Genomic DNA, 12,311 nt, shown 5'->3' on the forward strand with positions numbered 1-12,311 from the left:
ATCAAAGCCGCTGTATTATCAGCCAATTACGGCGGGGTTGCACTTTGGTATCCCCACCCGAAAGTGGAGGCCCCCAGACACCGACGGCGCCCTGCAGGGCGCCGTCGGTACAGCTTCCGGCAATGATTACATCAGTAGGCGTCGGATGTCACCCAGCGCCGCCGCCAGGAAGGCGGTGAAGCGTGCCGCATCGGCGCCATTGACGGCCCGGTGATCGTAGGAGAGCGACAGCGGCATCATCAGCCTCGGCTCGAAGTCAGCGCCGTTCCACACCGGTTTCATCTGTGCCTTGGAAACGCCGAGGATGGCGACCTCGGGGGCGTTGACGATCGGCGTGAAGGCGGTGCCGCCGATGGAGCCCAGGCTGGAGATGGTGAAGCAGCCGCCGGTCATCTCCTCGCGCTTGAGCTTCTTCGACTGCGCCTTGCCGGCCAGTTCCACGCTCTCCTTGGCCAGCTCGATCAGCGACTTCTTGTCGGCATCGCGGATCACCGGCACCATCAACCCGTCGGGAGTGTCGACCGCGATACCGATGTGGACGAACTTCTTCCACACCAGCGTCTCGCCGTCGCTCTTCAAGCTGACGTTGAACTGTGGGAACTTGCGCAGAGCAAAGGCACACGCCTTGATCAGGAACGGCAGCGGCGTGAGCTTGGCACCCTGGGCCTCGGCTTCGGCCTTCATCGACTTGCGGAAGGCTTCCAGCTCGGTGATGTCAGCCTCGTCGAACTGGGTCACGTGGGGGATGTTGAGCCAACTGCGGTGCAGGTTGGTCGCGCCCATCTTGAGCAGGCGGCCCATCGGCTTCTCTTCCACTTCACCGAACTGGCTGAAGTCCTGATCCGGCACCGGCGGAATGCCAGCCCCACCAGCCGCCGGTGCGGCGGCCGGCGTCTTGGCCTGCCCCGCCATCACCTGCTTGACGTAGGCGTGCACGTCCTCCTTGAGCACGCGCTCCTTGGGGCCACTCGGCTTGACCAGCCCCAGGTCGACGCCCAGCTCGCGGGCCAGCATGCGCACGGCGGGGCCGGCGTGGACCAACTTGCCGTCGCGCGGCTTGTGGGCCGCCATCTGGGCCTCGGGGCTCGGCGTGCCGGATGGAGTCGGCTTGGCCTGGGTGGGCGATGCCGGCTTTTCGCTCGGCTCGCTCGGCGCCTTGCTGGACTTGGGCGTCGCCGCCCGCGGCTTGGCACCGGCCACCTCGATATAGCCGATCAGATCGCCCTCGGAGACGCTATCGCCTTCTTTGACGGTCAGTTCGATCAGCTTGCCCTTGTAGGGGCTCGGCACGTCCATGGAGGCCTTGTCGGATTCCAGAGTGACCAGCGGATCCTCCTCGTCGATCTCGTCGCCGACGCTGACGGCGATCTCAATGATCGGCACGTCGCTCGAGCCAGAGAGGTCGGGAACGCGAATCTCCTTGCGCTCGGGCTCGCCGCTGACCGCCTCTTCCTCGGCCGGGGCCTCAGCCTGTTCGGCGGGCTCGGTCGTGGTCTCGACGGCTTCCGACTCGACCACTTCGCCGCCTTCGCCGGCAATCTCCATGGTACCGATCACGTCGCCCTCGGAGACGGTATCGCCCTCCTTGACGGTGAGGGAAACCAGCTTTCCGGAGTAGGGGCTGGGCACGTCCATGGAGGCCTTGTCCGACTCGAGGGTGATAAGCGTGTCTTCCTCACTGATCTCATCGCCTTCGGCGACCGCCACTTCGATGATCTCGACGTTCTCGGAGCCGCCCAGGTCGGGCACCTTGATCTCGACGGTACGCTTGCCGCCACTAGTTGACTTGGCTGCCGGCTTGTCTTCGGCGGCCTGTGCCTGTTGCCTGGGAGCCTCGGCCTCGGACTTCTCCTCCCTGCCCTGAGAACCGGTATCGCCCTGAGAGCCGGCATCGTCTGTGCCGTCGCCTTCCACCTCGAGTTCGACGATGTCGTCGCCCTCGGAGACGGTGTCGCCCTCCTTCACCAGCACGCGCACCACCTTGCCGCCCTTGGGTGACGGCACGTCCATGCTGGCCTTGTCCGATTCCAGTGTAATCAGGGTGTCCTCAGGCTGGATGACATCCCCTTCGGATACCGCGATTTCGATGATCTCGACGTCTTCGCTGCCGCCGATATCGGGAACTTTTATGATTTCGCTACTCAAGGTCGCGCTCCTTCCAAATCGTGCCTGGAACAGGCGGGCCCGAGCCCGCCTGGCACCGGATCAGCTCGTCAGCGGGTTGGGCTTGTTGGGATCGATGCCATACTTCTTGATCGCCTCGGCAACGACCTTGCGATCCAGCTCGCTGCGGTCGGCCAACGCCTTGAGCGCCGCCACGGTCACGAAGTAGCGATCGACCTCGAAGAAGTGGCGCAGCTTCTCGCGGGTATCGGAGCGGCCGTAGCCGTCGGTTCCCAATACATGGTAGTCGGTCGGCACCCAGGCACGTACCTGGTCGGCGAACAGACGCATGTAATCGGTGGAGGCGATGACCGGCCCCTTGCGCCCTTCCAGGCAGCGGGTGACGTGCGGCTTGACCGGCTCGTCGGCAGCATTGAGGAATGCTTCGCGCTCGAGTAGCAGAGCCTCGCGGCGCAGCTCATTGAAGCTGGTCACGCTCCACACCTCTGAACCCACTCCCCATTCGTCGGCCAGCATCTGGGCAGCGGCTTCCACCTCACGCAGGATGGTGCCGGAGCCGAGCAACTGCACGTGGCCCTTGTCGCCCTGCTGCTCGCGCAGCAGATACATGCCCTTGATGATGTCATCGACCGGAACGTTCTCTAGCTCGGGGTGCTCGTAGTTCTCGTTCATCACCGTCAGGTAGTAGAAGCAGTTCTCCTTGTCGGCGAACATGCGCTTCAGGCCATCCTGGACGATTACCGCGACCTCATGGGCATAGGTGGGGTCGTAGCTGCGGCAATTGGGGATCATCGCCGCCTGCAGGTGGCTGTGGCCATCCTGGTGCTGCAGACCCTCACCGTTGAGCGTGGTGCGTCCGGCGGTACCGCCGACCAGGAAACCCCGTGCCTGCAGGTCGCCGGCGGCCCAGGCCAGGTCGCCGATACGCTGGAAGCCGAACATCGAGTAGTAGATGTAGAACGGCAGCAGCGGCAAGTTGTGGTTGCTGTAGGAGGTCGCCGCCGCCATCCAGGCCGACATGGCTCCCGCCTCGGTAATGCCTTCCTCGAGGATCTGACCTTTCTGATCCTCGCGGTAGAACATGATCTGACCCTTGTCGACGGGCTCGTACTTCTGGCCTTCGGAGGTATAGATACCGAGCTGGCGGAACATGCCCTCCATGCCGAAGGTACGCGCCTCATCAGGGATGATCGGTACCACCTGCTGGCCGATCTTCTTGTCCTTCACCAGGCCGTTGAGGATGCGCACGAAGGCCATGGTAGTGGAGATCTCGCGCCCCTTGGAACCAGCCAATTGGGTGGCGAAGGTCTTGTCCTCGAGGGTGGGGATCGTCAGCGCCTGGAAGTCGCTGCGGCGCTGTGGCAGGTAGCCGCCCAGGCGCTCGCGCTGCAGATGCATGTACTTGAGCTCGGGCGAGTCGTCGTCCGGCTTGTAGTACGGCACCTCCTTGAGCTGCTCGTCGGTCAGCGGAATGCCGAAGCGGTCGCGGAATTTCTTCAGCGCCTCGTACTCCATGGTCTTGACCTGGTGGGCTTCCATGGAAGCCTCGCCCTCGCCGCTACCCATGCCGTAGCCCTTGACGGTATGCGCCAGGATCACGGTGGGACGGCCGTTGGCATTGTTCACCGCCTCGTGATAGGCCGCATATACCTTGAACGGATCATGGCCGCCGCGGTTCAGACGCCAGATGTCCTCGTCGGACATGTCCTTGACCATCTCGGCGGTTTCCGGGTACTTGCCGAAGAAGTGCTCGCGGGTGTAGCCGCCGTCGATGGCCTTGTAGTTCTGGTATTCACCGTCGACCGCCTCGTCCATGCGCTTCTGCAGAATACCCTTCTTGTCCTTTTCGAACAGCGGATCCCACAGCCGGCCCCAGACCACCTTGAGCACGTTCCAGCCGGCACCACGGAAGACGCCCTCGAGCTCGTCGATGATGCGACCGTTGCCGCGCACCGGACCATCCAGGCGCTGCAGGTTGCAGTTGATGACGAAGATCAGGTTATCGAGCTTCTCGCGGCAGGCCAGGTGAATGGCACCCAGCGATTCCGGCTCGTCGCACTCGCCGTCGCCCATGAAGCACCAGATCTTGCGATCGTGCATGTTCTTCAGCTCACGCGAATCGAGATACTTCATCACGTGGGCCTGGTAGATCGCCTGGATCGGCCCCAACCCCATGGAAACGGTGGGGAACTGCCAGAAGTCCGGCATCAGCCAGGGGTGCGGATATGAAGAGAGGCCATCGCCGTCGACTTCCTGGCGATACTTGTCCATCTGCGCCTCGGTGAGGCGCCCTTCCAGGTAGGCGCGGGCATACACGCCAGGCGCCACGTGGCCCTGGATGTAGACCAGGTCGCCCTCGAAGTCGCCGTTGGGCGCGCGGAAGAAGTGATTGAAGCCGACGTCGTAGAGCGTGGCGGCAGACATGAAACTAGCGATGTGTCCGCCCAGGCCCGGGTTGGCGCGGTTGTTGCGGATTACCTGGGCGATGGCGTTGTAGCGGATCAGCGAACGGATGCGACGCTCCATGAACAGGTCGCCCGGCATCGGCGCTTCACGGTGCACCGGAATGGTGTTGCGATGCGGCGTCGTCACCGAGAAGGGTGCCTGCATGCCGTCGCGGCGCAGCCGATCGGCCAAGCGTGACAGCAGGAACCGGGCGCGTTCCTCGCCCTCACGATCCAGGACCGACTCCAGGGAATCCAGCCATTCCGTGGTTTCGACCGGATCGAAATCCTCTCTTGCCTCCAGACTCATAGACGTCTCTCCGAGTGACAATGTGATGTCAGGTGGCCCCATGCGGCAGGCGCCGAGGCAGGTTGCACTACTGACGATCAGGGGAATGTCAGGCCGCGACGCGGCTGTTGTAGTCATTTTACAGCGGCGCATACAACGAATGGCGTAGAACATACCGTAAAGTGGCCTTCCTGCCAATCGAACAAGAGTGGAATTTTTTTCCACATTCGCAATATTGCATTGCAACACAAGCTGTTACGCAGTCCTGCCAATAGTTTCATCCGAAAATGTTCGAATGTAATAAAACTACCGTATGATCACTTTGAGCCCTGTCTCGACCACCTCCGCATCGATCAACCCAACGTCTTGAGACACTGGCGAAAATAGGCCCAATCGAAGGCCGCACCGGGATCGGTCTTGCGCAGCGGCGCCACTCGCGCATGGCTGGTGATGCGCGCCAAGTTCATGTCAGGGTAGTTTACCTTGAGAGCCTTCGTGACTGTGGTAAGAGCGCGGTACTGAACGTCGCGATAGGCATGAACCTCGTCACCTTCCAGTTCTATGCCTACGGTGAAGTCGTTCAGCGCCCGCCGCGCCCGTCCCCCATCGATCCAACAGGAACGGCCGGCGTGCCAGGCACGCCGGTCGAAGGACACGAATTGCACGCATTCACCGTCGCGCCGAATCAACAGGTGAGCGGAAACGCGCAGCTGCGCGATACCGGAAAAGAATGGGTGAGCATCGGCATCGAGCGTATTGGTGAACAACCGCTCGATGTGCTCGCCGCCGAATTCGCCGGGTGGCAGGCTGATCGAGTGCAACACCACTGCCGACACCTCGCCTTCCGGACGCGCGTCCTGATTCGGCGACGGCACGCGTCGGACGCCTTCAAGCCAGCCTTTCTCGATTCTCATCTTGCTCCCCTGACGTCACGGACATGGATTCCCTATAATGACGGTCCCGACGCTCCATGAACATGAAAAGGCACGCCATGCATTATCAGGACGCCCTTGTCGAAGCGATCCGTGAAGCCGCCGCTCACCTACTGTCCGAGGATGTCGGGCCGGGTGACATCACCGCGCAGTTGATTCCGGAAACGCAGTGGGCCACGGCCCGGGTCATCACTCGCGAGCCAGCGGTCCTGTGCGGCGTGGCCTGGGTCGAGGAGATCTTTCGACGCCTCGACCCCAGCGTTCGCCTGCGCTGGAGCGCTGCCGACGGTGACCGCCTGGAAGCCGACCAGTGCTTCCTCGAACTCGAGGGGCCCGCAAGAATCCTGCTCACCGGCGAACGCGCCATCCTCAACCTGCTGCAGACGCTTTCCGCCACCGCCACCCGCACTCGGCACTACGTCGACCTGCTCGAGGGTACCGGGGTGCGTCTGCTCGACACCCGCAAGACCTTGCCCGGTCTGCGACTGGCGCAGAAGTACGCCGTCACCTGCGGCGGCGGTCACAACCACCGCATTGGGCTCTACGACGCTTTCCTGATCAAGGAAAACCACATCGCCGCCTGCGGCAGCATTGCAGCCGCTGTCAAGGAGGCGCGCAGCATCGCCCGCGACCTGCCGGTGGAGGTGGAAGTGGAGAGCTTCGAGGAACTCGATCAGGCACTGGCAGCGGGAGCCGACATCGTCATGCTGGACAACTTCAGCCTCGATGATATGCGTGAGGCAGTGAAGCGCAACGCCGGCCAGGCCACGCTGGAAGCCTCCGGCAACGTAGACGAGACCACTCTGCGCCAGATTGCCGAGACCGGCGTCGACTGCATCTCCAGCGGCGCCCTGACCAAGGACGTCAAGGCGATCGACTTGTCGATGCGTATCACTGAGCTACGCAACACCTGAACGAGCCCCGCACGGGTGGCGTTACGTCTCTATTGCCGAGAGGCGCTTTTCCAGGCGCCTTCGCTCGAGCTTCACTCCGCCACGTGTGACCCACTCGACGCCGAGATCCTGCCAGCCGTGGCGCAGCAGGCTCTCGGCCAGCATGCGGCTGGCATCGAGGGTGGCACGACCATGACCATGCTCGAGCAGCAACCGCTCGGCATGCAGCAGTAGCGTACTGCCGATTCCGCGCCGCACCAGCGAAGGCCAGACGTAGAGGGTATGGACGTGGGCGCCGGGCACGTCTAGCTCCAAGAAGCCGACGCAGCGCCCATCGCAGGTGGCCACCAGCGTCGTGTAGAGCGTTTGGCGTGCCGCCCATACGCTGGCTTCCCGGGGCATCGTGGCAACCCATGACTCACGTTCCTCCACGCTGTAGTGAGCAGCCGCGCCCTGCATCACGGCGTGATGGAAGACCTCGGCCTGATCGGCGCCGTCGCGGGCTCTGGCTTGGCGGTAAAGAATCCGTAGCGAGCGCGCCGCCGAGTTCGGCGAATCGTTCGTCGTCATCGTTCCCATCGTCTCTGCTCATGTCTCACGTGAACCATCACGGCAAGCAGAGTACACAAGCTCGCCGCTGCGGCCAATGGCAGGCATAATCCTTGGCATGAGCAACCCGCCTCTCCCCATGGAACGCTATTCGGTACAGCCCATCGGCTACATCGAGAGCGATTTCCCCGACAAGTTCGGCGTACCGCGCCAGCCCGGACTGGCAAAGGCAGCATGCGCCAGCCTTGTCCTCGTCCCGCCCTATGACGACCCGCTTGCCGTGCGCGGCCTCGAGGCCTTCAGCCATCTGTGGCTGACCTTCGTCTTTCATCAGAGTCCACCGCGATGGACACCGCTGGTGCGCCCACCACGGCTTGGCGGCAATGCCAAGGTCGGCGTCTTCGCCAGCCGCAGCACTCATCGACCCAACCGTCTGGGACAGTCGCTGGTGCAACTAAGTGCAGTCGATACCCGCGCAGGGATACGCCTGGTACTGGCAGGCTGCGATCTGATCAGCGGCACTCCAGTGCTTGACATCAAACCCTACCTGCCTTGGGCCGAGTCGCATCCAGAAGCGCGCGCCGGCTATGCGCCCGAACCGCCTCCACAGTTGGCGGTGCGCTTCAGCGACGAGGCCAGAGCGGCGCTGGCCGCACGTGAGGACGCCGCTTCGCTGCGCGAACTGATCCGCCAGGTGCTGGCCCAGGATCCGCGTCCGGCCTATCGCAAGGGAGCGGAAGAGAGGGTATATGGTGTGCGCCTGCGCGACGTCGACGTGCGCTTTCGCAGCACTGACGAGGACGGCGCGCCGGTGATGGAAGTGGTGGAAATCGTTACCGCCTGAAACGACGAAGGGCCCCGTAGGGCCCTCCGGAAGCGACAAGCGCGTTGGTCACGATCAGGCAAATTCCACACCGATACGACGTCCCACCTCTTCATAGGCCTCGATTACACCGCCGAGCCCCTGACGGAAGCGATCCTTGTCCATCTTGTTGCGGGTCTTCGCGTCCCACAGGCGACAACCGTCCGGCGAGAACTCATCGCCCAGCACGATGCGCCCCTTGAACAGGCCGAATTCCAGCTTGTAGTCCACCAGCAACAGGTCACCGTCGGCGAACAGCTGTTTGAGCACCTCATTGACCTTATAGGTCAGCGACTTCATTTCGGCGAGCTGTTCGGGCGTGGCCCAGCCGAAGGTCTCGGCCAGCGACTCGTTGATCATCGGGTCGTGCAGCGCATCGTTCTTGAGGAACAGCTCGAAGGTGGGTGGAGTGAGCTCGCGTCCCTCCTCCACGCCCAGGCGCTTGACCAGGCCACCGGCGGCGATGTTGCGCACCACGCACTCCACCGGAATCATCTCGAGTTTCTTGACCAGGCTCTCGGTATCGGAGAGACGCTTCTCGAAGTGGGTGGGAATGCCCGCCGCAGCCAGCTTCTCCATGATGAAGGCATTGAAGCGGTTGTTGACCATGCCCTTGCGCGCCAACGACTCCATGCGCTCGCCGTCGAAGGCACTGGTGTCGTCACGGAAATGCAGGACGAGCAGATCGGGATCGTCGGTGGCATACACCGATTTTGCCTTGCCGGCATAGAGTTCTTGGCGCTTTTCCATGGGAGTCTCCAGAAAGATGACGCGTGACGATAAGGATGGCCGTTCAGTGGATCGCCTGCCAATGCAGCCCGCTGTCCTGGGCGGCAATCGTCAGGCGAGACGCGTCGCCGTCGAGCAGCGGCGTCAAGGCCTCGAGGGCGAGCTCGGGGCGATTGTTGTGTTCCGAAAGATGGGAGCAGACGATACGCTGCAGGCGATCGAGTCCCAGGCACTGGAGCAGCGCCGCCGCCTGGACGTTGGCCAGATGTCCCCAGTTGCCCCCCACCCGGCGCTTGAGTCGCGGCGGATAAGGCCCGACCTCGAGCATGTGACGATCGTGATTGCATTCGAGAATCAACGCATCGCAGCCACGAAAGGCAGCCGTGACATGTTCGGTGGGGTGCCCCAGGTCGGTCAGCACCCCCAACCGACAGTCGCGGGACTCGAAGCGAAACTGCACCGGCTCGCGGGCATCGTGGGGTACCGTGATGGGGTCTATGGTGAGGCTCTTCACGGCAAAACGCGACTGCGGCGTGATCCAGTGGCGTTGGGGCACCTCGCCCAGCCGCCCGGACAGCCAGGTCCCCGGCGTGATGTAGACCGGCACGGCATGGCGCCGTGCCAGGGGACCCACGCCACGCAGATGGTCGCCGTGTTCGTGGGTCACCAGCACGGCATCGAGCTGACGAGGATGAACACCGAAGCGTGCCAGGCGACGTTCGGCATCGCGTAGGCCGAAGCCGCAATCGATCAGCACCATGGTCTCGCCATCGCTGACTAGCGTGGCGTTGCCCTTGCTACCGCTGCCGAGAGAGGCAAAGCGAAGCTTGCCTGCGACCGACAGCGGCTCGATGCCCCCCTCGAGAGGCATCAGCGCAGCAGACCCGACACCCGGTCGAGCAGCTCGCGAGTGTCTTCTTCGCTAAAACGTCGCTCGCTCTCGTTGACCGCCCTCAGCGTGGTGCGCTCGGGACCGTTGGACTCGAGAACCAGGCGGATCTCCTGGGGCATCCGACGCACATCAGGACTAAAAACGATTTGAAGAGGGTTACGACCCTGCTCGGAGAGAGTCATGTAATTAACCAGGAAGTCATGCTGCTGAGGATTCTGCTCGAGCAGCTCGCGCCGATCCTCCACGCTGAAATCGGCTTCCAGTTGGTGGCTCAACTCAGCCCAGACACGGTCGATATCGAGCGGGATGCGTACCACCCACTCACCACTATCGAGCTGCTCGAGCCTCAGGCGATCCTCGCGGGCGATCTGCTGGCCGGCCAGCGACGCGGCACTGGCGGTGGCAGTCCGCGCGCTGAAGTGTTGCTCCAGGGCATCGAGACAGGCCGACACGGGACGACCGTTCTGGTCGCAACGCACCTCGCTGTCACCGGCACGCAGTCCCTGGCGCACGCTCAGTCGTCCCTGGGCCGTTTCCAGCATGCCGCGCACATCGTCGCTAGCCTGTACCTGCAGACCGCGAGCGCGAGCGAAATCCTGCAGTTGCGGCCACACCATGCCAGGGTCGGCCCCGACTACCAGCCAGTGGTCGCTGCCGACCTCGCGCCGTTCGACGAAATCGCGCTCCACCTCGCGGCCCGCCGGCAGGCGCTCCGGCGTCGGTGCCCGGAAGCGCCCGTCGCCGGTACGCAGGCTGCCCTGAGCCTCCGGCACCGGCATGACGTCCCGATAACGCTGCTCATTGCGCCCCTCCGGCAGCACCAAGGGTGCGCTGCGCTGAGCCTTCACGTAGTCGATGTTGCGATCGTCGTAGAAGCCTTCGCGGGCGCAGCCAGCAGTGGCCAGGGCAGCGAGGGCCACCAGCGGCATCCATTTCAGCGCAGAGTTCATGCATTCACCTTGCAGTCAGAGTATCGGGGCGGCGGGAGCGTTCCACGCCGCCTCAATCGTCGATTACACCAGCCAGTTGCAGGGCCTCGTCCACCGTCGCATGGTACTTGCCGGACAACCAGGTGAGCGGCAGACGGATACCCTGTTCGATCATACCCATGCGATGCAGGGCCCACTTGACCGGAATCGGGTTGGACTCGATGCCCAGGTTGGTATGCAACGGCATCAGCCGGGTGTTGATCTGGTGAGCTCGGTCGGCGTCACTTGCGACCGCGGCGACGCACAGCTCATGCATGGCCCTGGGCGCAACGTTGGCGGTGACCGAGATATCGCCATTGCCGCCCATCAGCATGAACTCGCAGGCGGTGGAATCGTCACCGGAGTAGAGCATGAAACCGCTACCCTTGAGCCGCGCGATGAGGTCTTCGGCGCGTTCCAGGTTGCCGGTGGCATCCTTGAGACCAATGATGTTGTCGACCTCGGCGAGACGCATCACGGTCTCGTTGTAGAGATCGGAGCAGGTCCGGCCGGGCACGTTGTAGAGGATCACCGGCAAGCGGCTGCCCTCGGCCACCGCCTTGAAGTGACGATAGAGCCCTTCCTGGGTGGGCTTGTTGTAGTAGGGACATACCGACAGGCAGTAGTCGGCCCCCACTTCGCTGGCGTAGCGTGCCAGCTCCACGGCCTCGGAGGTGGCATTGGCCCCCGTGCCGGCGATCACCGGAATGCGTCCGTCGACCTCCTCCACCACCGCACGAATCACATCGAAGTGCTCGGCGAAGGACATGGTGGTCGGCTCGCCGGTGGTACCGGCCGCCACGATACCGTCGGTACCGTTGTCCAGGTGGAAGTTCACCAAGCGGCGCAACGCCTCCCAGTCGATATCGCCATTGGCCTTCATCGGCGTCGCCAGGGCGACGATACTGCCAGTGATCATCCTCTTGTCCTCTACGCCATATCCGCTCATGCCGCGCTCGGGCGTTGCACATCGACATCGTTCATCGAAAGAGCCACGAGCAAAGGGTAAATGGTACTCAGGCCGCACAAGCCTGTACAGCACGGCCGACGCGCTCTTGCCACTCGCTTTGACAGCGCGCCCCGGCCTGCGTGTAATGAAACGCCTTCACTACGACCAAGGAGCCTCGCATGACGCTTGCCATCGGCCAACCCATACCGGATTTCACCGCCGCCGCCACCGGCGATACCACCGTCTCGCTCTCCGCGCTCAAGGGACGCCAGGTGGTGGTCTACTTCTACCCCAAGGCCAGCACTCCCGGCTGCACCACCGAAGGCGGCGACTTCCGCGACCGCAAGGCCGATTTCGAGGCGGCCAATACGGTCATCCTCGGAGTCTCCCGGGACGGCATTCGCGCCCAGGAGAACTTCAAGGCCAAGCAGGCCTTCAACTTCGAACTGATTTCCGACAAGGACGAGGAAGTCTGCAAGCTGTTCGACGTCATCAAGCTGAAGAAGTTGTATGGCAAGGAGCATCTTGGCATCGAACGCAGCACTTTCCTGATCGATGCCGAAGGCAAGCTCGCCCGTGAGTGGCGCGGCGTCAAGGTCAAGGGGCATGCCCAGGAGGTACTGGAAGCCGCCCAGGCGCTTCACGCCGCCGGCTGAGGCCCGAAGGCGCTTCGTCAGGCA

Annotated in this window: 11 protein-coding genes; 3 read left to right on the forward strand and 8 right to left on the reverse strand. The window is 63.3% G+C overall.

Annotation, left to right across the window (positions count from 1 at the left end):
• Nucleotides 1–126: 126 nt before the first annotated feature.
• The 3 genes from aceF to ampD form a co-directional block, all read right to left on the reverse strand.
• Nucleotides 127–2,145 carry a pyruvate dehydrogenase complex dihydrolipoyllysine-residue acetyltransferase gene (aceF, locus tag HOP51_RS09455; RefSeq protein WP_234273666.1) on the reverse strand — a complete coding sequence of 673 codons (2,019 nt, stop codon included), beginning with the start codon at nt 2,143–2,145 and terminating at the stop codon, nt 127–129.
• Between the two features lie 60 nt (nt 2,146–2,205).
• Complete coding sequence (gene aceE / locus HOP51_RS09460) at nt 2,206–4,878, reverse strand: pyruvate dehydrogenase (acetyl-transferring), homodimeric type (RefSeq protein WP_234273667.1); 2,673 nt, start codon at nt 4,876–4,878, stop codon at nt 2,206–2,208.
• 332 nt (nt 4,879–5,210) lie between these two features.
• A complete protein-coding gene (ampD, locus tag HOP51_RS09465) occupies nt 5,211–5,771 on the reverse strand; it encodes a 1,6-anhydro-N-acetylmuramyl-L-alanine amidase AmpD (protein ID WP_234273668.1) in 561 nt (186 codons plus the stop codon).
• Between the two features lie 77 nt (nt 5,772–5,848).
• Between ampD and nadC the strand changes: the two genes are divergently transcribed.
• Nucleotides 5,849–6,703, forward strand: coding sequence for a carboxylating nicotinate-nucleotide diphosphorylase (gene nadC / locus HOP51_RS09470; protein WP_234273795.1), 855 nt, complete (start codon nt 5,849–5,851; stop codon nt 6,701–6,703).
• Nucleotides 6,704–6,724: 21 nt separating this feature from the next.
• Here nadC and HOP51_RS09475 read toward each other — a convergent pair whose 3' ends face one another.
• Complete coding sequence (locus HOP51_RS09475) at nt 6,725–7,261, reverse strand: GNAT family N-acetyltransferase (protein ID WP_234273669.1); 537 nt, start codon at nt 7,259–7,261, stop codon at nt 6,725–6,727.
• 88 nt (nt 7,262–7,349) lie between these two features.
• On the opposite strand from HOP51_RS09475, the gene tsaA reads away from it, so the two are divergent.
• Nucleotides 7,350–8,075 carry a tRNA (N6-threonylcarbamoyladenosine(37)-N6)-methyltransferase TrmO gene (gene tsaA, locus HOP51_RS09480; RefSeq protein ID WP_234273670.1) on the forward strand — a complete coding sequence of 242 codons (726 nt, stop codon included), beginning with the start codon at nt 7,350–7,352 and terminating at the stop codon, nt 8,073–8,075.
• Between the two features lie 54 nt (nt 8,076–8,129).
• Here tsaA and purC read toward each other — a convergent pair whose 3' ends face one another.
• From purC to dapA, 4 genes are read right to left on the reverse strand one after another with little or no spacing between them, the layout of a single operon-like run.
• Nucleotides 8,130–8,843: a phosphoribosylaminoimidazolesuccinocarboxamide synthase gene (gene purC, locus HOP51_RS09485; protein WP_234273671.1), complete on the reverse strand. Its 714-nt coding sequence runs from the start codon at nt 8,841–8,843 to the stop codon at nt 8,130–8,132.
• A gap of 43 nt (nt 8,844–8,886) precedes the next feature.
• A complete protein-coding gene (locus HOP51_RS09490) occupies nt 8,887–9,693 on the reverse strand; it encodes an MBL fold metallo-hydrolase (RefSeq protein WP_234273672.1) in 807 nt (268 codons plus the stop codon).
• A complete protein-coding gene (locus HOP51_RS09495) occupies nt 9,693–10,664 on the reverse strand; it encodes a lipoprotein, NlpB (protein ID WP_234273673.1) in 972 nt (323 codons plus the stop codon). Before HOP51_RS09495 ends, HOP51_RS09490 begins: the two co-directional genes overlap by 1 nt.
• Before the next feature lie 52 nt (nt 10,665–10,716).
• Nucleotides 10,717–11,601 (reverse strand): 4-hydroxy-tetrahydrodipicolinate synthase, encoded by an 885-nt coding sequence (gene dapA, locus HOP51_RS09500; RefSeq protein WP_234273674.1) that lies wholly within the window; start codon nt 11,599–11,601, stop codon nt 10,717–10,719.
• A 209-nt stretch (nt 11,602–11,810) separates the two neighbouring features.
• Between dapA and HOP51_RS09505 the strand changes: the two genes are divergently transcribed.
• Entirely contained in the window at nt 11,811–12,287 is a 477-nt protein-coding gene (locus HOP51_RS09505) for a peroxiredoxin (RefSeq protein ID WP_159549893.1), read from the forward strand.
• Nucleotides 12,288–12,311 lie beyond the last annotated feature (24 nt).

It is taken from the genome of Billgrantia zhangzhouensis, assembly GCF_021404465.1.
GTDB lineage: Bacteria > Pseudomonadota > Gammaproteobacteria > Pseudomonadales > Halomonadaceae > Halomonas > Halomonas zhangzhouensis.